This window comes from Janthinobacterium sp. 67 (assembly GCF_002797895.1).
Taxonomy (GTDB): Bacteria; Pseudomonadota; Gammaproteobacteria; order Burkholderiales; family Burkholderiaceae_D; genus Janthinobacterium.
Map to the genome: position 1 here is coordinate 3882196 of NZ_PGES01000001.1, position 18809 is coordinate 3901004.

Below are 18809 nucleotides of genomic sequence, written 5' to 3' on the forward strand. Positions count from 1 at the left end.
AACCCTAGCGCGTCGCCAGGCTGCGCAGCGGCTTTTTCGCCACGGCGCGCGGTGCGCCAGCCGAGCTTGCCGCCAGGCGCGGCGCCGTGCCCGACTCTTGCGCCGACAGTTTGAAGCGCGCCACCAGCTGCGCCAGCACGGCCGCCTGGTCCTGCATGCTCGACGCCGCTGCCGCCGCCTCTTCCACCAGTGCCGCATTTTGCTGCGTGACGCTATCCATTTCCGTGATCGCCTGGTTGACGTGGCCGATGCCCGTGCTTTGCTCGTGCGAGGCGGCCGTGATGTCGGCCATGATGTCGGTGACGCGCGACACGGAAGCGACCACCTGATCCATGGTCGTGCCCGCCTGTGCGACGAGGGTGCTGCCGGCCGCGATGCTGTCGACGGAGGCGCCGATCAGTTCCTTGATTTCCTTGGCCGCGCCCGCCGAGCGCTGCGCCAGGTTGCGCACCTCGGACGCCACGACGGCGAAGCCGCGTCCCTGTTCACCGGCGCGCGCCGCTTCCACCGCCGCGTTCAGGGCCAGGATATTCGTCTGGAAGGCGATGCCATCGATGACGCCGATGATGTCGACGATCTTGCGCGACGAAGCGTTGATCGTGTCCATGGTGCCGATCACTTGCGCCACCACGGCGCCACCCTGGCGCGCCACGGCGGAAGCGGACTGCGCCAGTTCATTTGCCTGCACGGCGTTGCCCGCGTTCTGCGTCACGGTCGAGGTCAGTTCCTCCATCGAGGCGGCCGTTTCTTCCAGCGAACTGGCTTGCATTTCCGTGCGCGCCGACAAGTCCATATTGCCGCTGGCGATCTCGCTCGATGCCGTGGCGATCGTCTCGGCGCTGTGGCGGATTTCGCTGATCGCATCGACCAGGTTCGATTGCATGGTTTTCATCGCGTACAGCACGCTGTGGCGGTCGTTGGCATGCGTGCGCACGACGCCGCTCAAATCGTTATTTGCGATCTTTTCGGCCACGTCGGCCGCATATTCGGGGTCGCCGCCCAGCGCATGGCGCAGGCTGCGGTTGATCACCACGACGACGGCGGACAGCAGCGCGCAGACGAGTACCAGCACGCCCAGCGAGGTGAGCAGCGACTGGCGGAAGGCCGCGTCGATATCGTCCATGTACACGCCCGTCACGATGGTCCAGCTCCATGGCTTGTAGGCCACCACGCGGCTCATCTTCGGTTCGGGGGTCTTCTGGCCGGGACGGGGGAAATAATAGTGAACGAAGCCCTTGCCCGTATCGGTCTTGCCGACGGCAACGATGTCGCGGTACAGATAGGTGCCGTTGGCATCTTTAAAATCCGCCATGTTCTTGCCATTCGTTTGCGGCGCGGCAGGATTCATCACGACAACGGCGTCGAGGTTGATGATGGACAAATAACCGGTCTCGCCGAAACGCATGCTCTTGATCACGGCCGTGGCCTGCTTTTGCGCTTCTTCCTTCGTCAAGGCGCCGCTGGCGGCCAGGTCGCCGAACATCTTGACGGCGCCCAGGCCCAGGTCGGCGGCATTGCTCAGGTCGGCGCTGCGCTCTTCGATGCGGATCTTGCGGATTTCCAGGGCGTTATAGACAAAAATAACGGTGATGCACAACAGGCTGCAAATCAGGGGAATCCATAACTTCTGCTGGAACGTCAATTTCTTCATGCTGTGTCTCCAACTATCTATGTGCGGCGAAAGGCGTGGCCCGCTTCCAGCTCGGCAGGCCAGGAATGCGGCGGCGACGGTGCTCTGGCGGCACCGTTCAGACGACACCAGCATACGCTCGAAATACCGATATTTACAATGCCGGGAAGCAATGATTTGTGCCTGGTGTTGTTAATGCGTTGTCGTTGCACATGCTGCATCGCAATAGAATTAGCGTCAGCACGCGTGCTTTTTTTACGCTACAGTCGCTCTACCGTCGCCACCGCGCAAGGAATCCCATGTCGACCACATTCACCTGGCAAGGCTTTGCCATCCTGTCGGCCATGTTCGCGGCCCTGACGGCCATCCTGGGCAAGCTGGGCGTCGCTCACCTGAACAGCAATATGGCCACCTTGATACGCACGGGCGTCATCCTGCTGGTGACGGCCGCCATCATCTCCCTGCGCGCCGAATGGCAGCGCCCCAGCGGCGGCAACTGGGTGGGCTGGACTTGCCTGATCGCCTCGGGCGTGGCCACGGGATTGTCGTGGCTATGCTATTTCCGCGCATTGCAGCTGGGTCCCGTCTCGCTGGTGGCGCCCGTCGACAAGCTCAGCGTGGCGCTCGTCATGCTGGCCGGCTGGCTGGTGCTGGGCGAACCGTTCACGCTGAAGGCGGCCGCCGGCGGCGGATTGATCGTGCTCGGCTCGCTGATTTTGCTGCTGTGAGGCATTCCACGGCACGGGGGGCGCGCCTGTGTCAGAATGCACGCCGCATAGATCGACACACGAAAGAACAGCATGACCAAGAATGAAGCCATGAAACGCATCAACGACCGCCTGGGCAAACCCACCCTGACGGAGAAAAATACGCACTTTGCCAGCGTCGCCAGCTATGGCACGGACGAAGGCTGGTGGCTGAAGATCCCCTTCCTGACGTTCAAGCAGGAATTGCACTTCATCCTCAACAATGAAAAAACGAAAAGCTTCCAGCACCTGAAAATCGGCGCCAACCAGATCCTCAGCCCCGGCATGAAGTTCCGCAGCACGGGCGGCGCCGCCGACGCCTTCATGTCGGCCTCGGCGCCGAAACGCCTGGTCGACTTGCTCGACGGCGGCAGCAAGTACAACTTCACCAAGCATTTCATCAACGATTACCGCTACTAAAACACCTGACCAAACCTACTGTGCGGCGCGCTTTGCGCGCCTGCGATGCTCACCGTACTAGAGTACGGTTGCGCTTCTTAGCCACAAATCACTGCCGCTCGCGACGGTTTTGTCAGGTGCTCTTCATGTCGTTAGTCTTCCCTTGGCGGCAGCCACGCGTGCAGCAAATGCTGCGCGATGTCGAGCGCATCGTCGCGGCTGGTGCCGAAATGCAGGGGGTAGCCCCAGAACTTGCCGAACATCACGGCAAAAGCCTTGCCCGCCAGGCGCTTGGCGGCGCTCGGCTCGACCAGCACCATGCCCTGGATATACGCGCGGATGGCCGCCTTGTTCTGCTTCATCCAGAGCGCAGCCCGCTTGCGCTCTTCCTGCGGGTGTTCGTGCCCCTCCTCGTCAAAACCTTCCTCGCTGAGAATGACAAACGCCTGGCGACGCGCCAGCAGCGCGTCAAACTGGACAAACAGCATATCGAGCTGGACAGGCGCTGCCTCGCGGCGCATCCAGACGAGGGGAAAAGTGGATAGATCAAGCTGCATGGTGATGACTCCTTCAAGGGGTTGCCGTTCCTCCTTACCTTCATCAGAACACTGGCGGCGGCGGTTGCCGTTGAAGCGGGGCTGCGGATACCCATACGATAGCGCTGGCGGCGCTGCGCGTCATTGCATAAAATAGCCACAATATTATTCAATCCAGCCAAACCATTCCCATGCCCTCTCCCCTCTTGCCCAAGGTGCTGACGGCCCAGCTGGGCCTCGAGGCCGGCGCTTCCCTCATCGATTTCGACATCGATGGCGTGCTGCGCCCGCTGCTGGCCGTGGGACTGGCCAGCGTGCCCGAGGATGGCGAGCAGGCGCCGCACCGGCACCGCAAGGGGCAGCTGCTGTATGCGACGCGTGGCGTGATTCATTGCGAGGTGGACAGTGGCGTGTGGATCGTGCCGCCCCAGTGCGCCGTGTGGATACCGGGCGGCCTGATGCATTCGGCGCAGGGCGTGGGCGAGGCCGCATGTTATTGCCTGTTTGTTGAACCGGCCATGGCGCCGGCCTTGCCGGCCGTCTGCTGCACCGTGGCCGTGTCGCCCCTGCTGCGCGAACTGATCGCCAAGGCGGCCGGTTTTCCCACCCTGGCCGCGCTGCATGGCGCGCAAGAACGCCTGGTGCTCACCCTGCTCGATGAACTGGCGGCCGCGCCCGTGGAAGACTTGCACCTGCCGATGCCACGCGATCCTCGCCTGCGCCGCCTGGCCGCCCTGCTGCTGGCGCAGCCCGGCGATAAAAGCACCCTGGCCGAATGGGCCGGCCGCATCGGCATGAGCGAGCGCAGCATGACCCGGCAATCACTGGAGGAACTGGGCATGAGCGTGGGCCGCTGGCGCCGGCAATTGCACGTCATCCTGGCCTTGCAGCGGCTGGCGCAAGGCCACAGCGTGAAAGCGGTGGCGCTGGAACTCGGTTATGAAAACACGAGCGGTTTCGTCACCATGTTCCGCAAGGCCGTGGGCAAGCCGCCGGCGCGCTACCTGGCGGAACGGGAATCGAAGAGGATATAAAAACGCATAAAAAAAGGCGGCATCACGCCGCCTTCGTCACGCATCGTCGCCGAACAATCAGCTTTCGCGCGCCAATGCCAGAAATTCCGTGCGCAGCGCCAAGTTCGGCTGCATCTCGCCCAGCATGGCCGAGGTGATGGTTTCCTCGCCCGGCGTGCGGATGCCGCGGCTTTCCATGCACAGGTGGCGGCAGCGTACGACCACGCCCACCGATTTCGGTTCCAGCACTTCCATCAGGGCATTGGCGATCTGCATCGTCATGCGTTCCTGCACTTGCAGGCGCTTGGAGAAGCAATCGACGAGGCGCGTCAGTTTCGACAGGCCGACGATCTTGCCGTTGGGCACGTAGCCGATGGTGGCCTTGCCGAAGAATGGCGCCAGATGGTGTTCGCAATGGCTGTAGACGGGAATGCCGCGCACGACGATCAGCTCGTTGTACTGTTCCGCGCCATCTTCAAACGCTTTCAGCAAATCCACCGGATCCTGGCCATAGCCGGACGTCCAGTGCTTCCACGCCTTGGCCACGCGCGCCGGCGTTTCCAGCAAGCCGGGACGCTGCGGGTCTTCGCCAAAGCTGCTGATCAGCCGACGCCAGTCGTTTTCGGAGAATTCTTCTTGAGACATGCTACACCACCCTAAAATTTGCAATTGCCGTCAGTATATAGAAAATGTGACAGGCTGCCCCGACGGCCATTGCTTTCCCTATGGCATAGGCGGACGGTGCGCGCGCACCAGCAGCGCGGAAATCGACACGCTCGAACTCGCCTCCGGCCATACGTCGCCGGGGCCGAACCAGCGCGCCTCGGCGATCTCGTTTTCATCGACGCGGATCTCGCCATCGAGATAATCGGCCGTAAACGCGATCATCAGCGAATGGGGAAACGGCCAGGACTGGCTCATGAAGTATTGCAGGTTGTGCACGCGCAAGCCCACCTCTTCCATCACTTCGCGGTGCACGGCTTCCTCGATCGATTCGCCCGCTTCAAGGAAACCAGCCAGTGGACTGAAACGCTGCGATGGCGAGTGCTTGTGCATGGCCAGCAGCACCTGCTCGCCCTTGCGGATGAGCACCATCATGGCCGGCGAAATGCGCGGATACGCGAGCATGCCGCAGGCGGCGCACGTGAAACAGCGTTCGCCGCGCGTGCGCTGCATGGGCGTGGCGCACACGCCGCAATGGCGGTGCGTGCGCGCCCACTCGGCCAGCTGCACGGCGCGGCTGGCCAGGCCCAGGAAGGCGTCGTCGACGGCATTGAACAGGGTGCGCATGCCGTGCCAGGCCAGGCCGGCGCCGGCGGGCAATTCCTCGTCGGCCCAGACCGTCTGGCAATAGCGGCCTTGCCACAAGCCCACGGGCTGGGCGCGGCCGAGGTCGATATCGAGCGCTGCCACCTCGGCGGCAGTGGGCAGGGCCAGCTCGGGCGTACGCAACAACAGACGCCCGCGGTGAAAGACAAAGGTCAGCGTCTGGTCTGCGGCCGGGGCCGGTTCGGGCGCATCGATCAGGGGGACAAAGGCATCGGGAGTCTGCAGCATGCTCGGTGGAATTTGTAAAGGTTGCTCATCATACTCCCGCTGCCGGACGCTTGCGCGCATAGCAGCGCCGCAGCGGCAAAGCAAGCATTCATCCGCCATGGCCGGTTTTTTTTTGCGTCAAGCCCAATCCGTTGCGTAAACGATACTGATAACGATTCTCATTTACGAAATAGCGCCCAGTTATTACAATACCGCCTACTCCGTCTCCATCGCCAGCCACTTGCCCGCGTGCCCAAGCACAGCGGCGCAGAGCCAGCCAGGAACCACTACCCTGACCTTTTCGAAAGAGCAAGATGGCAATCAAGAGCCGCAAACACGCACCTACCCGTTTCAACCAGCACATCGGCGCCGCCCTGGCCGTGATGCTGCTGCCCGTCGCCGCCCAGGCGGCAGACCCGGCCGGCCAAAGCGCCCCGGCATCGCAGCAAACCCTGAACGAAATCAAGGTCGTGGGCTCCAAGGAAAATGATTTCAAGGCCGAAAAAGCCTCGTCGCCGAAATACACGGAAGACCTGGTCAACACGGCGCAAACCATCGTCGTGATCAAGAAGGAATTGATCGAGCAGCAAGGCGCGCTGACCCTGACGGATGCGCTGCGCAACACGCCCGGCGTCGGCACCTTCTTCCTCGGCGAGAACGGCAACACGAACACGGGCGACGCCGTCTACATGCGCGGCTTCGATGCCTCGGGCAGCATCTATGTCGATGGCGTGCGCGACGTGGGTTCCATCTCGCGCGACGTCTTCAACATCGAACAGATCGACGTGTTGAAGGGCCCGGCGGGCACGGACAGCGGCCGCGGTTCGCCGACCGGTTCGATCAACCTGGTCAGCAAGACGGCCACCATGGAAAACAAATTCAATTCCCTGCTGACGGCGGGCAGCGGCAAGCAGAAACGCGCCACGGCCGACTGGAACCGCATCATCGACGCCGATTCCGGCACGGCCTTCCGTCTGAACCTGATGACGCAGGACAGCGGCAACCCGGCGCGCGACGAAGTCAAGAACAAGCGCTGGGCCTTCGCGCCCACCGTCACCTTCGGCATCGGCAAACCGACGCGCATCACGGCCAGCTACCTGCACGTGGATCAAAACAACGTGCCCGACGGCTTTGTGCCGACCATCGGCTTGCCAGGCTACTCGACGCCGGACACCATCACGCCGACGAACAAGGTGATCCGTACCTTCCTGAACGGCGCCGCCAAGGTCGATCCGAAGAATTTCTACGGTTCCACCGCGGATCACGACAAGGTCAAGGCCGACATGGGCACCTTGCGCATCGACCATGATTTCTCGCCGACCGTGCAGTTCCAGAACACCACGCGCTACGGCAAGACCAAACAGGATTACCTGCTGACGGCCTTCATGGGCAGCACCGCCAACCTGAAGACGCCGGTCGCCACTGATCCGTCGACCTGGACCCTGGCGCGCTCGCTGCGCACCGTGAAGGACCAGGAAAACACGATTCTGACCAACCAGACCGTGGTCAGCGCGCAATTCGACACGGGCGTGCTGAAACACTCGATGGTGGCCGGCGCCGAATTCACCAGCGAAAAACAGACCAACTACAGCTATGTGCCTGCCAGCCTGGGTACCATGCCGGACGCCAATCTGTACCATCCAAATCCGCGCGACCCCGTCACCGGCTACCAGCCCGTGCGCAACGGCGCGTTCACCGAAGGCGAAGTCAACACGCAAAGCCTGTATGTGTTCGACACCGTCAAGTTCGGCGACAAGTGGATCTTCAACGGCGGCGTGCGCTTCGACCATTTCAACACCACGTATGACGCCGTCACCCTGCAAACGGCCGTGACCGCACCGGCAGTACAGCCATTGCCAGTGGGCACGCCGATTCCTACCCACTTGACCCTGAGCGACACCTTGGCCAACGGCAAGATTTCGGCCATGTACAAGCCGACGCCGGACAGCAGCGTGTATGCCTTGCTGGCCACGTCGAAAGCGCCACCCGGCGTCAACTTCGCCCTGAGCACGGGCGCCAGCAGCGCGCAAAACCCGAAATATGACCCGCAGGAAACCATTACCAAGGAAATCGGCACCAAGTGGGACTTCCTGAAGCAAAAGCTGTCGCTGTCGGCCGCCGTCTACCAGACCACCGTCAAGAATGAAGTGGAACAAGATCCTGTGATCCCGACCATTTATTACCAGACAGGCAAGAAGCGCGTGGAAGGCATCGAAATCGGCGTGGTGGGCGAGATCATGCCGAACTGGCTCGTCAGCGCAGGCTACACCCGCATGAACACCAAGGTCGAGTCGGGCAAGGTCGTCACGGCCAGCGGCGTCAACAACCTCAGCTACACGCCTAAACAGGCGTTTACGGGCTGGACCTCGTACACCCTGCCCTTCGGCCTGAAGATCGGTGGCGGCGCGCGTTACGTGGGTGAAATGCTGCGCGGCACCGATGGCGCCGTCGGCACGCCGGCCCGCGTGGATGCCTACTGGGTCTTCGACGCCATGGCAACCTACACCGTCAACAAGAACCTCGACCTGCAGCTGAACGCCTACAACCTGGCCGACAAGACCTATGTGGCGGCCATCAACAAGTCCGGCTTCCGCTACACCCCGAGCCAGCCACGTTCGTTCAGCCTGACGGCCAATATCAAGTTCTGACGTCAATAGAACACGACTGCGCCACATCAAGCCCCTCTTCGGAGGGGCTTTTTTATTGTCCTGATAATCTTGCCTTTTTGGCGTACCGCCACCGTGCCGCGACCAGCGTATGAAAAGTCATACAGCGATGGCCCGCCGCGTCCAATATTTCGCGCAAGCAGGCCAAATTGCGACATCCTGACAACAAAAAAAGCTTCCTTAAATCAACAACTTAAGAAGTTATGCGCCAAATGCCGATTTCAGGCATATCCTTTGCTATGTACAGGTTTTGCTGCAAATAATCGCTGGCACGCAAGGGCTTGTTTTTGAGAAATATTGACTCCAAGCTTGAGTTGCTCGCAATCAATAATCCGCTCACAGCGGCGCTTCATTTGGAGGAGTCAAAATGAAAAAGAAACGGCCATTAACCCTGTACATCCTGATTGCCATGGTCCTCGGCATTATTGTCGGCTATGGATGCAATACCGCCTTCCCTGATGCCAAGCTCAGCGCTCAGATCGCTGGCAATATTTCCATCGTCACCGACGTTTTCCTGCGCCTGATCAAAATGATCATTGCGCTGCTCGTATTCTCCACCCTGACGGTCGGCATCGCCCACATGGGCGACGGCAAGACGGCGGGCCGCATCGGCCTGAAAGCCATGTGCTGGTTCGTCGTTGCCTCGCTCGTGTCGCTGGCGCTGGGCATGGTGCTGTCGAACCTGATGCAGCTGGGAACCAACCTGGGCTTGCCATTGCCGGACGTCCACGCTTCGACGAATTTGAAAACGGCCGCCTTCACCTTGAAAGATTTCTTCACGCACCTGGTGCCGAAGTCGCCGATCGAGGCCATGGCCAACAATGAAATCCTGCAAGTACTGGTGTTCTCGATCTTCTTCGGCGGCGCACTGGCCGGCCTGGGCGAATCGGGCAAGACCCTGACGGCCGTCGTCGACCAGCTGGCGCAAGTCATGCTGCGCATCACCGGCACCATCATGAACTTGGCCCCACTGGCCGTGTTCGCCGCAATGGCTTCCGTCATCACCACGCACGGCCTGGGCGTGCTGGTCACGTTTGCCAAGTTCATGGGCGGCTTCTACCTGGGCCTGCTGTGCCTGTGGGCACTGCTGATCGGCGCCGGCTTCGTCGTCATCGGCCCGCGCGTCTTCAAACTGGTTGGCCTGATCCGTGAACCATTCCTGCTGGCATTCTCGACGGCCAGCTCGGAAGCGGCCTATCCAAAACTGCTGACGGCGCTCGACCAGTTCGGCGTGGACCGCAAGATTTCCAGCTTCGTGTTGCCGATGGGCTACTCCTTCAACCTCGATGGCTCGATGATGTACTGCACCTTCGCCGTGCTGTTCATCGCGCAAGCCTACGGTATCGACCTGTCGATCGGCACGCAGATCACCATGCTGCTGCTGCTGATGCTGACCTCGAAAGGCATGGCCGGCGTGCCGCGCGCCTCGCTGGTGGTGATTGCCGCGACCCTGAACCAGTTCAATATTCCAGAAGCGGGCTTGCTGCTGCTGATGGGCGTCGACCAATTCCTCGACATGGGCCGTTCGGCCACCAACGCGGTTGGCAATGCCGTCGCCACGGCCGTCGTCGCCAAGTGGGAAGGTGGCCTGGCCACCGAGGAAGAAGCAGCCGCAGCCAACGCGGCCAGCCAGAACACGGAAAGCCATTGGGGCGAAGCGGATCACGCTAGCAAAGCCTGATAGCGCCATGGCCCGCCACAAGCGGGCTATTTATTTGTTGTCCATGTTGAGTAACAAGCAGTCAGGTAGTGCGATCAGTAGTCATTCCAACCTATTAGAGAGATTTTCATGAAAAAAGTCCTGTTTACCCTGCTGACCCTCGGCGCAGCCTCCACCGGCGCCCTGGCCCAATCGAACGTGACCATGTATGGCGTGGCGGACGCCGGCCTGGTGTTCGACAAGGATGCGGCTGGAGACCGCCTGAACCGCGTCGCTTCCGGCGTCGCCTCGGGCTCGCGCATCGGCTTCAAAGGCAAGGAAGACCTGGGCGGCGGCCTGGCCGCCACCTTCGTGCTGGAAAGCGGTTTCAATATCGACACCGGCACCTCGGGCCAGGGCGGCCGGCTGTTCGGCCGCCAGGCGTATGTGGGCCTGACCGGCAGCGCCGGCGCCCTCACCCTGGGCCGCCAATATACGCCGTACTACCTGGCCCTGCGCGACGTGGCCGATCCGTTTGTCATCGGCCTGGCCGGCACGGCATCGAACATTATGGCGACGAATTACCGCGTCGATAATATGGTGCAATACAGCTCGCCGACCTATAGCCACCTGTCGGCCGACCTGGCGTATGGTTTTGGCGAAGTGGCCGGCGACAATGCGAAAAACCGCAGCATGGGCGGCGCCGTGCATTACATCGATGGCCCGCTGAACGTGACCCTGACGCATCACCACCAGGAAAATGCGCTGGCGACCCAGCAAAGCCGCAACACCTTGCTGGCCACGCGCTACGACTTTGGCGTAGTACAAGGTAACTTCGGCTACGCCGACAACCGCGCCCTCGACGACAGCAAGAGCAACGATATCCTCGTTGGCTTCAGCGCACCGTTCGGCGCCACCAAGCTGGTCGCGTCGTACATCCGTCACAACGACAAGAGCAACGCCAACCGTGACGCCCAGCAGTGGGCCATTGGCGCCTTCTATGCGCTGTCCAAGCGCAGCGACCTGTACACAGGTTACGGCCACATCAGCAACAAGAACGGCGCGACCTACAAGGTTGGCAATGCCACCGACGATGGCACCGGCACCAGCGGTTTCAACTTGGGTATGCGCCACACGTTCTAAGGACGTCGAGCTGTCCGTAAAATAGAAGTGTGGGCCGCCGGATGCATATCCGGCGGCTTTTTTATTTCCGCGATTACTTAAATGCGATACTGTGGGTTCTTGCAAGTTGGCAGCTGATTTTATGAATAGCAGTAGTAAACCCTCCCTTTCCTGGCGCCAGCGCCTGTCGCAACGGTCGGGCCGCGAAACGCTGGCCTGGGGCGTGGTGCTGGCCGCCTGCCTGGCCACCGTCTGGCTCGTGTATTTCTGGACCGAACGCATCGCCATCGGCAAGCTGCAGGCCAGTGGCGCGCAGCGCCTGGAGGTGTATGTCAGCAGTCTTGAAAATGCGCTGGAGAAATACGACTTCCTGCCCAAGACCCTGGAGCTGAACCGCGACGTGATCCGCCTGCTGCAGCACCCGGAAGATCCGGTGCTGGTCGATACGGTCAACCATTACCTCGAGCAGATGAATGCCCAGGCGAAATCGTCGACCATTTTCATCAGCAACCTCGACGGCAACACGCGGGCCGCCAGCAACTGGCAACAGCCCGATAGTTTTATTGGCGACAATATCTCGTTCCGCCCCTACGCCCAGGATGCGCTGCGCGGCACGCCGGGCCGCTTCTATGGCGTGGGCACGACGCGCCTGGAACCCGGTTACTTCTTTGCCCACGGCATCTACCAGAATGGCCACATGCTGGGCCTGGCAACGGTGAAGGTGAATCTGGAAACCCTGGAAAAACGCTGGGTGCAAGGCGCCGACAAGGTGATGCTGGCCGACGAGCACGGCGTGATCTTCCTCAGCTCCATGGCGGACTGGAAGTACAAGACCCTGGCGCCGCTGTCGCCCGCCATCGTCGAGGAACTCAACCGCACGCGCCAGTACTATTCGAAGCAGCTCGCTGCCATCCCCTTCGTTTCCGACCGCCAGCTGGGCAATGGCGCGCGCGTGATCAGCGTGCGCGAGCATGAACATGCCGATGCCCCGCCGAAGACCAGCTCGAGCGTCATGACGCAGATCAAGCTCAAATCGCCGCAAGGCTGGACTTTTATTTACCTGTCCGACCTGGCGCAAGCCAAGGCCAGCGCGCGCGCGGCGGCCGCCTTCTCTTGCGTGCTGCTGGGCTTTTTCATGCTGCTGTTCTTTTACCTGCGCCAGCGCCGCGCGGCCGTGGCGCAAAAATTGCGCGCCCGCGAAGATCTGCAGCACGCCTACGACAACCTGGAAGCCATGGTCGAGGAACGCACGTCGGAACTGAACGCGATGACGCAAAGCCTGAGCCAGGAAATCGAGGTGCGCAGCAAGGCCGAGCAAAAGCTGCACATCACGCAAAACGAACTTTTTCAGGCCGGCAAGATGGCCGTGCTGGGGCAAATGTCGGCCAGCATCACGCATGAACTGAACCAGCCACTGACGGCGCTGCGCACCATGTCCGACAATGCCGTCATCCTGCTCGAGCGGGGGCGGCTCGACGATGCACGGCGCAACCTGGCGAAGATATCGCAAATTGCGGCCAGGATGGGGACCATTACGGGACAATTGAAGATTTTTGCGCGCAAATCGACAACCAGCCTGACCTCCGTCTCGATTCCCACGGCGATCAGCAACGCCCTGTTCCTCGTCGAACGGCGGCTGCAGGTGGAAAATGTGCGTTTTACCCTGCAATTGCCGCCCGAAGACATCTTCGCCATGTGCGAAAGCAACCGCCTCGAGCAGGTGCTGGTGAACCTGTACGCCAATGCGCTCGATGCCATGAACGGCAGCGACGTGCGCAGCCTGCGCGTGTCCGTCGAATCCACGCCCGGGCACGTGCTGATCCACGTGGCCGACACGGGCCCGGGCCTGTCGACGGAAGTGTATGAACACCTGTTCGAACCGTTCTTCACGACCAAACCGCAAGGCCTGGGACTGGGCCTGGGCTTGGCCATTTCCGAACAGATCACGCGCCAGTTCGGCGGCGTGCTGCGCGCCGAGAACGCCCCCGGCGGCGGCGCCATCTTCACCATCGAACTACAGATAGCAACGCAGGAGGAAAAACATGTTTGACGGCTTGAAGGTCTTGCTGGTCGAAGACGACCCCACCGTACGCGAAGGCAGCGAGCAGGCATTGCAGCTGGCCGGCCTGGATGTGCTGGCCTTCCACTCGGCCGAGCTGGCCTATAAACTGCTGACGCCGGATTTCCCCGGCATCGTCGTCAGCGACGTGCGCCTGCCCGGCATGAGCGGCCTGGAATTGCTGCAAGCGGTCAAGACGCTCGATGCCAACCTGCCCGTGATCCTCGTCACGGGCCACGGCGACATCACCATGGCCGTGCACGCCATGCGCACGGGCGCCTACGATTTCATCGAAAAGCCGTATTCGTCCGACCAGCTGGTCGACGTCATCCTGCGCGCGCTGGAAACCCGGCGCCTGACCCTGGAAGTGCACAGCCTGCGCCGCCAGCTCGAGGACGGCGGCGGCATCGAAGCGCGTTTATTGGGCAATTCCGTGGCGATGCGCGACATACGGCGCCTGATACTCGACGTAGCAGACGAACCGGCCGATGTGCTGATCTATGGCGACACGGGCACGGGCAAGGAAATGGTGGCCCGCTGCCTGCACGACTTCAGCCACCGCCGCAAGCACAACTTTGTCGCCGTCAACTGCGGCGCGATTCCCGAAAGCATATTCGAGAGCGAAGTCTTTGGCCACGAACCGGGCGCGTTTACGGGCGCGGCCAAGCGGCAGGTGGGCAAGATCGAACACGCGGACCAGGGCACTTTCTTCCTCGACGAAATCGAATCGCTGCCCCTGTCGCTGCAAGTGAAATTGCTGCGCGTGCTGCAGGAACGCTATATCGAACGGCTCGGCTCGAACGTGCCCACGCCCGTCGACGTGCGCGTCATCGCGGCGGCCAAGCTGGACCTGGAAGACTTGTCGCAGCAGCAAAAGTTCCGCAGCGACCTGTACTACCGATTGAATTTGATCGTGCTGCACCTGCCGCCGCTGCGCGAACGGCGCGAAGACATCCCCATCCTCTTCGAGCACTTCGTGCTGGCCGCCGCCGCCCGCTACAACCGCGCCGCGCCCGTCGTTTCCAGCGCGCAGATGCGCAACCTGATGGCCCACTCCTGGCCCGGCAATGTACGCGAACTGCGCAATATCGCCGACCGCTTCGTGCTGGGCATCGCCGGGGGCGCCTCGAGCTTGCTGGCGGCCGGACTGGCCAGTCCATTGTCGTTGGCGGAACAGGTCAACGGCTTCGAACGTTCGTTGATCGAGCAGGAACTGCGCGCATATGCGGGCAACGTCAGCGAAGTGAGCGCGGTGCTCGGCTTGCCGAAACAGACCTTGTATCACAAGATGCAAAAGTACAACCTGGTGGCGGAAGAGTTCAGGTAGGCACGCCGACCCGGCCCGTGCGCAAGGGCACGACCCAGTCGGGCCGGCCGCTGGCCAGCGCCAGCCGGGCCGCCTTTTCCCAGTCATATTTCACCGCGTGCAACTGCGCCGTCCAGCTGCCATCGGCTCCCTGTTCGGCAATCGCATAGCGCGCGTGCGGCGTGCCGTTTTCCATCACGTGCGGATAACCATGGTCGTCGTCGTAGGCTTGCAAGCCCACGCTGCCCGGGTTGACGATCAGCCGGCCATCGGCTAGGCGCACCTGGCGCGGCATGTGCGTATGGCCGCACAGTATCAAGGCCGCGTCGGCCCCGCCGGCACGTTCCGCCACTTCCCGCAGCGTGGCGGCACGGCTGCCTTGCGGCGTGACGCTGTCGAGAAAATACACGAGGTCGCTGCTGGGCGTGCCATGCACGAGCAGCACGTCATGCCGCAGGCGCAAGGTGGCGGGCAGCGCATCTATCCACGCGAGTTGCTCCGGCAACAGTTGCGCGCGCGCATAGGCGTCGGACACGCCCATGCGGGCCGGATCGCCCAGCAGCTGGCGCTCGTGGTTGCCGCGGATGGTGGGCAGATTGATACCCATCAGGCGCGCCGCCGTGGCGCGCGGCTGCAGATGGCCCGAGACGATATCGCCGAGGTTGACGGTCACGTCCACGCCACGCCGGGCGATGTCGGCCAGCACGGCGTCAAGCGCGTCCAGGTTGCCGTGGATATCGGATATGGCAGCGATTCTCATGCGATGTCTCCTGTTCTTGCGCGCCATTCTGCGCGCCTCCCCTGTTGCAGGCAATACCGCGCACCAGCAATGACATGCGGTAGGACAAATCCGACGGTAATTTGCGCCGTGCGGCTACGTGATCTAAATGTAACAGTTGCTACCATTTCCTCATTGCATTAGACCTGTCGGCCGCCCTAGCGTCGCGGCCCACCCATTACTTTTCAGAGGAGTAGTTCCATGTTTGTCACGCCCGTCCCCGCCCGCCTTTCCCCACTCCGTTTGCAGCCTCTCGCCTTGCGCGGCGCCCTGATGCTGGGCGTGCTGGGCATTGCCACGGCGGCGGCCACGGCGCGGGCCGAGCCATCGCCCACCCTGGACCGTGTCAGCATCTCGGTGGGGGCGTTTTCCGCCGATCCGCGCATCAATATCGGCGCCGACACGCAGTTTGGCCGCATCGACGCGCCCGAATCGAAGCCAAGCCACACCACGATTCCCCGCGTCAAGGCGGACTTGCTGATCGGCGACCGCCATGGCCTGGCGTTCGACTACTACCGCTATGATAAATCCTACACGCCCACCTTGACGGGCGAAACCATCATCAATGGCCAGCCCGTGACGGGCACAGCCACGGCGAATGCCGACCTGAAACTGGACCTGGCCAAGCTGGCCTATAAATGGTGGCTGGGCAGCGGCAACGACACTTTCGGCATCGGCCTGGGCGCCGCCTACTACCATGCCAACCTGAATGGCACGGCGACCGGCATCGTCAATGGCGAAACGGCCACGGCGCGCGATTCCATCAGCGAGCACGCCTTTGCTCCGCTGCTGGAAGTGGGCTGGCGCCACGCCTTCACACCGGACTTGCGCATGTATGCGGAAGCGTCGGGCATCAAGAAAAACGGCGGGCGCATCAATGGACACATCTACGGTGGCAATATCGGCGTGGAATGGTTCCCGTTCAAGAACATCGGTTTCGTGGCCGATTACGGCATCTCGAAAATCAAGCTGCACCGCGACAGCGAACGTGATGCCGACCTGAACATTCGTCTGACGGGACCGTCGGCATATGTGAAAGTACGCTTCTAAACCAGCTCAGGCCGCCGGTTTCAGCAACGTCAGCTGGAACTGCGGCAAGTCCGGATCGTCGTACGCCTCGACCCTGGCAAACGGCAGGCGCGCAAATGCCTGCCGCCAGAACGCGCAGGCAGCGGCATCGGCGCGGAACGTCGCCACCATCCACGTCTGCTCGCTGCCCAGCAGCACGCGGCGCACCACTTCCAGCGCCAGCCCCCGACGCCGGTATTTGCGCAAGATGAAAAAGTCGCTGAACTCCTGCACCGGCAGCTTGCCGGCCATGCCAGGCTCCGTAATGAAAAATCCCGCCAGCGCGCCATCGACCTCGATCCAGGCGGCCGTATGCCCGGGCGCATGCACGTACTCGGCCAGCCCGGCATCGCATACATCGTAACGGCCATCGGCCAGCACGTCCTCCCCGCTCCAGGCGGCATTGTCGTAGCAATACAGCTGGAACAGCTGCGCCAGCGCCCCTTCTTCGCCCGGGGCTACGGCGCGCAATGTCATGTTCTGTGCTACCGGCATGGTCCGCCTTTCCGCCACCTGGCGTTGCTGAGATGGCGAGTGTAGCACCACGTCGCTCATCCCTTCCCGTACGGTTCAGGCCAGCAAGTACATCTGCCGCAATGCGCATCCCACCTGCACCACACAAAACAACATGGCAACGAGCAATAGCCCCAGATGGATTTTTAAAATCAGAGCGGATGCATGGAAAGAAGCGCAATCTGTACCAGAGGTGGCACAGCGGTACAGGCAAAACGCTCGATATCGGCATGCGCGACTAAACAAGGGAGCTGCCCACACGGTCGATACGGCCCGCATAACAGCCCCGCTTGGCATTGTGGACGTGAATATAACTGACGTCCGCATCGGCGAATAATCGCGCAATGACGGCTTCCATGGCGCTGCCATCGACCACCTCGGCATCGAGCATCATGCCGTCGGCGGCATAGGCGCGCAGCGACAATAGACGCAGCCGCATCGATTCCGGCACCTCGTTGACGGCATCGTAGGCTTGCGTGGCGCCCTCGCGGACAAAAATGGCATGGCAAGCCCGGTAAGGCGTCATGGCGGGCTGGCAGACATGATTCAATAGCAGCACGGTCTCGCCCAGTTCGGCCTCCGCCAGCGTTATACGGTCAGGAAATCCAGGTTTTTGGTCGACCACATGGCGCCGCATGCCGAGCGCCATCAATTCGGCATCGGACAGGGAAAAAAAGGGAATAAAAGGTTCGGGCGACAAACCCGTAATGTGAAAATCCATGCTGTTCTCCGGTGTCGTCAAAACCACCATCAGACCAGCATCGGGACAGCGCCGCCATCCGCTTCTTGCTGTGGAATGTGACCATGCCCCCGGATCGCCCACTACCGCCCGCGCGCATAAAAAAGCCTGCTTCACGGATGAAGCAGGCTCTTTATCGGCAGTAGCTGGCGACAGGCGTCAGAACGGCGTGCTTAGAACGGGATGTCGTCATCCATATCCGAGAAGTTCGGTGCTGGCTTCGGTGCCGGGCGTGGTGCTGGCGCCGGGGCTGGGCGCGGAGCCGGTGCCTGGCGCGGGGCCGGGGCTTCGTAGCCACCGCCGCCACCGTAGCTGTCATCGCCACCGCCGGCGTCGCCGCCCATGCCGGAACGGCCGCCCAGCATTTGCATCTGTTCCGCGATGATGTCGGTTGCGTACTTCTCGACGCCGTCCTTGTCCGTGTATTTACGGGTTTGCAGACGGCCTTCGACGTAGACGGACGAGCCTTTTTTCAGGTATTGGCCGACGATTTCCGCCAGGCGGCCGAAGAACGAGATACGGTGCCACTCTGTCAATTCTTTTTGTTCGCCCGTGTTGCGGTCCTTCGATTTGTACGAAGTGGCCACGGCGATGTTGGCGATCGCGTCGCCGCTAGGCATGTAGCGGATTTCCGGGTCACGGCCCAGATTGCCGACGATGATGACTTTGTTGACTGATGCCATGAATAACTCCTGATGAACTGCAGCGGGAGCCGGTGTCCCGCGCGTTAGTTTAGTGTACTAAACGAGGATTATAAGCGACCACGCGGCGCAAAGCACCCGCTTTCTAACGGACGCCAGCTACCGTGCGGCAGCACGTTTTTTTCACAGCAAGAGAAAACAAGAAACTTGAATACTGGTATTATATACAGTGTTTAAACGTCTGCACGCATCTGTATCAAACTTTGTCGGGGCACGTTCGCCTGGCGGCGCAATCCGCCCATGGACGCCTCAGGCATGCAGAGCAAAACCCGGCTATAGTTACAGGTTGACCCGTTGTGGCCTCTCATCCGCACCCTGGCCCGATGCGCCGGCCGCACCACTCACTGAAAGCAAGGCA

The 18809-nt window shown here is 61.7% G+C and carries 17 protein-coding genes; 9 read left to right on the top strand and 8 right to left on the bottom strand.

The features are described from left to right. Window positions 1-4: 4 nt before the first annotated feature. Entirely contained in the window at window positions 5-1651 is a 1647-nt protein-coding gene (locus CLU90_RS17425; protein WP_092717541.1) for a methyl-accepting chemotaxis protein, read from the bottom strand. A gap of 278 nt (window positions 1652-1929) precedes the next feature. Here CLU90_RS17425 and CLU90_RS17430 point away from each other — a divergent pair, with 278 nt between their 5' ends. Continuing rightward, the gene (locus CLU90_RS17430) at window positions 1930-2358 is read left to right on the top strand and encodes an EamA family transporter (protein ID WP_092717539.1); all 429 of its coding nucleotides are present in this window, start codon (window positions 1930-1932) and stop codon (window positions 2356-2358) included. A gap of 72 nt (window positions 2359-2430) precedes the next feature. Beyond that, on the top strand, window positions 2431-2796 hold the full coding sequence (locus CLU90_RS17435) for a hypothetical protein (RefSeq protein ID WP_092717537.1): 366 nt from the start codon (window positions 2431-2433) through the stop codon (window positions 2794-2796). Between the two features lie 131 nt (window positions 2797-2927). Here CLU90_RS17435 and CLU90_RS17440 read toward each other — a convergent pair whose 3' ends face one another. Beyond that, entirely contained in the window at window positions 2928-3332 is a 405-nt protein-coding gene (locus CLU90_RS17440) for a hypothetical protein (protein ID WP_100428519.1), read from the bottom strand. A 170-nt stretch (window positions 3333-3502) separates the two neighbouring features. Between CLU90_RS17440 and CLU90_RS17445 the strand changes: the two genes are divergently transcribed. Then, complete coding sequence (locus CLU90_RS17445; RefSeq protein WP_100428520.1) at window positions 3503-4345, top strand: AraC family transcriptional regulator; 843 nt, start codon at window positions 3503-3505, stop codon at window positions 4343-4345. Between the two features lie 57 nt (window positions 4346-4402). On the opposite strand, the gene folE is transcribed toward CLU90_RS17445, so the two are convergent. After that, entirely contained in the window at window positions 4403-4969 is a 567-nt protein-coding gene (folE, locus tag CLU90_RS17450) for a GTP cyclohydrolase I FolE (RefSeq protein WP_034754386.1), read from the bottom strand. Window positions 4970-5047: 78 nt separating this feature from the next. Next, window positions 5048-5881, bottom strand: coding sequence for an NAD(+) diphosphatase (gene nudC / locus CLU90_RS17455; protein WP_100428521.1), 834 nt, complete (start codon window positions 5879-5881; stop codon window positions 5048-5050). A gap of 293 nt (window positions 5882-6174) precedes the next feature. Here nudC and CLU90_RS17460 point away from each other — a divergent pair, with 293 nt between their 5' ends. From CLU90_RS17460 to CLU90_RS17480, 5 genes are all read left to right on the top strand, one after another. Continuing rightward, window positions 6175-8508: a catecholate siderophore receptor Fiu gene (locus CLU90_RS17460; RefSeq protein ID WP_100428522.1), complete on the top strand. Its 2334-nt coding sequence runs from the start codon at window positions 6175-6177 to the stop codon at window positions 8506-8508. A gap of 385 nt (window positions 8509-8893) precedes the next feature. Further along, complete coding sequence (locus CLU90_RS17465) at window positions 8894-10207, top strand: dicarboxylate/amino acid:cation symporter (RefSeq protein ID WP_092717521.1); 1314 nt, start codon at window positions 8894-8896, stop codon at window positions 10205-10207. Window positions 10208-10315: 108 nt separating this feature from the next. After that, window positions 10316-11308 carry a porin gene (locus tag CLU90_RS17470; RefSeq protein ID WP_100428523.1) on the top strand — a complete coding sequence of 331 codons (993 nt, stop codon included), beginning with the start codon at window positions 10316-10318 and terminating at the stop codon, window positions 11306-11308. Between the two features lie 121 nt (window positions 11309-11429). Further along, the gene (locus CLU90_RS17475; protein ID WP_100428524.1) at window positions 11430-13337 is read left to right on the top strand and encodes a sensor histidine kinase; all 1908 of its coding nucleotides are present in this window, start codon (window positions 11430-11432) and stop codon (window positions 13335-13337) included. Then, window positions 13330-14673 carry a sigma-54-dependent transcriptional regulator gene (locus tag CLU90_RS17480; RefSeq protein WP_092717512.1) on the top strand — a complete coding sequence of 448 codons (1344 nt, stop codon included), beginning with the start codon at window positions 13330-13332 and terminating at the stop codon, window positions 14671-14673. The genes CLU90_RS17475 and CLU90_RS17480 overlap by 8 nt, the downstream gene beginning before the upstream one ends. On the opposite strand, the gene CLU90_RS17485 is transcribed toward CLU90_RS17480, so the two are convergent. After that, on the bottom strand, window positions 14666-15412 hold the full coding sequence (locus CLU90_RS17485; protein ID WP_100428525.1) for a metallophosphoesterase family protein: 747 nt from the start codon (window positions 15410-15412) through the stop codon (window positions 14666-14668). The genes CLU90_RS17480 and CLU90_RS17485 overlap by 8 nt on opposite strands. Window positions 15413-15631: 219 nt before the next feature. Here CLU90_RS17485 and CLU90_RS17490 point away from each other — a divergent pair, with 219 nt between their 5' ends. Beyond that, on the top strand, window positions 15632-16480 hold the full coding sequence (locus tag CLU90_RS17490) for a hypothetical protein (RefSeq protein ID WP_100428526.1): 849 nt from the start codon (window positions 15632-15634) through the stop codon (window positions 16478-16480). A gap of 6 nt (window positions 16481-16486) precedes the next feature. On the opposite strand, the gene CLU90_RS17495 is transcribed toward CLU90_RS17490, so the two are convergent. The 3 genes from CLU90_RS17495 to ssb form a co-directional block, all read right to left on the bottom strand. Beyond that, window positions 16487-16993 carry a GNAT family N-acetyltransferase gene (locus tag CLU90_RS17495; RefSeq protein ID WP_157808849.1) on the bottom strand — a complete coding sequence of 169 codons (507 nt, stop codon included), beginning with the start codon at window positions 16991-16993 and terminating at the stop codon, window positions 16487-16489. Window positions 16994-17249: 256 nt separating this feature from the next. Then, entirely contained in the window at window positions 17250-17762 is a 513-nt protein-coding gene (locus tag CLU90_RS17500; RefSeq protein ID WP_198511232.1) for a DUF1203 domain-containing protein, read from the bottom strand. Window positions 17763-17923: 161 nt separating this feature from the next. Beyond that, window positions 17924-18433, bottom strand: a complete 510-nt coding sequence (gene ssb / locus CLU90_RS17505) for a single-stranded DNA-binding protein (RefSeq protein WP_034781209.1) — start codon at window positions 18431-18433, stop codon at window positions 17924-17926. Window positions 18434-18809: the final 376 nt, after the last annotated feature.

Excerpts from the sequence above, each read along its gene's own strand:
- ssb (WP_034781209.1), bottom strand. The coding sequence starts at position 18,433 with ATGGCATCAGTCAACAAAGTCATCATCGTCGGCAATCTGGGCCGTGAC.
- CLU90_RS17490 (WP_100428526.1), top strand. The coding sequence starts at position 15,632 with ATGTTTGTCACGCCCGTCCCCGCCCGCCTTTCCCCACTCCGTTTGCAG.
- CLU90_RS17500 (WP_198511232.1), bottom strand. The coding sequence starts at position 17,762 with ATGGTGGTTTTGACGACACCGGAGAACAGCATGGATTTTCACATTACG.
- CLU90_RS17440 (WP_100428519.1), bottom strand. The coding sequence starts at position 3,332 with ATGCAGCTTGATCTATCCACTTTTCCCCTCGTCTGGATGCGCCGCGAG.
- CLU90_RS17475 (WP_100428524.1), top strand. The coding sequence starts at position 11,430 with ATGAATAGCAGTAGTAAACCCTCCCTTTCCTGGCGCCAGCGCCTGTCG.
- CLU90_RS17460 (WP_100428522.1), top strand. The coding sequence starts at position 6,175 with ATGGCAATCAAGAGCCGCAAACACGCACCTACCCGTTTCAACCAGCAC.
- CLU90_RS17485 (WP_100428525.1), bottom strand. The coding sequence starts at position 15,412 with ATGAGAATCGCTGCCATATCCGATATCCACGGCAACCTGGACGCGCTT.
- nudC (WP_100428521.1), bottom strand. The coding sequence starts at position 5,881 with ATGCTGCAGACTCCCGATGCCTTTGTCCCCCTGATCGATGCGCCCGAA.
- CLU90_RS17480 (WP_092717512.1), top strand. The coding sequence starts at position 13,330 with ATGTTTGACGGCTTGAAGGTCTTGCTGGTCGAAGACGACCCCACCGTA.
- CLU90_RS17435 (WP_092717537.1), top strand. The coding sequence starts at position 2,431 with ATGACCAAGAATGAAGCCATGAAACGCATCAACGACCGCCTGGGCAAA.
- CLU90_RS17465 (WP_092717521.1), top strand. The coding sequence starts at position 8,894 with ATGAAAAAGAAACGGCCATTAACCCTGTACATCCTGATTGCCATGGTC.
- CLU90_RS17425 (WP_092717541.1), bottom strand. The coding sequence starts at position 1,651 with ATGAAGAAATTGACGTTCCAGCAGAAGTTATGGATTCCCCTGATTTGC.
- folE (WP_034754386.1), bottom strand. The coding sequence starts at position 4,969 with ATGTCTCAAGAAGAATTCTCCGAAAACGACTGGCGTCGGCTGATCAGC.
- CLU90_RS17445 (WP_100428520.1), top strand. The coding sequence starts at position 3,503 with ATGCCCTCTCCCCTCTTGCCCAAGGTGCTGACGGCCCAGCTGGGCCTC.
- CLU90_RS17495 (WP_157808849.1), bottom strand. The coding sequence starts at position 16,993 with ATGCCGGTAGCACAGAACATGACATTGCGCGCCGTAGCCCCGGGCGAA.
- CLU90_RS17430 (WP_092717539.1), top strand. The coding sequence starts at position 1,930 with ATGTCGACCACATTCACCTGGCAAGGCTTTGCCATCCTGTCGGCCATG.
- CLU90_RS17470 (WP_100428523.1), top strand. The coding sequence starts at position 10,316 with ATGAAAAAAGTCCTGTTTACCCTGCTGACCCTCGGCGCAGCCTCCACC.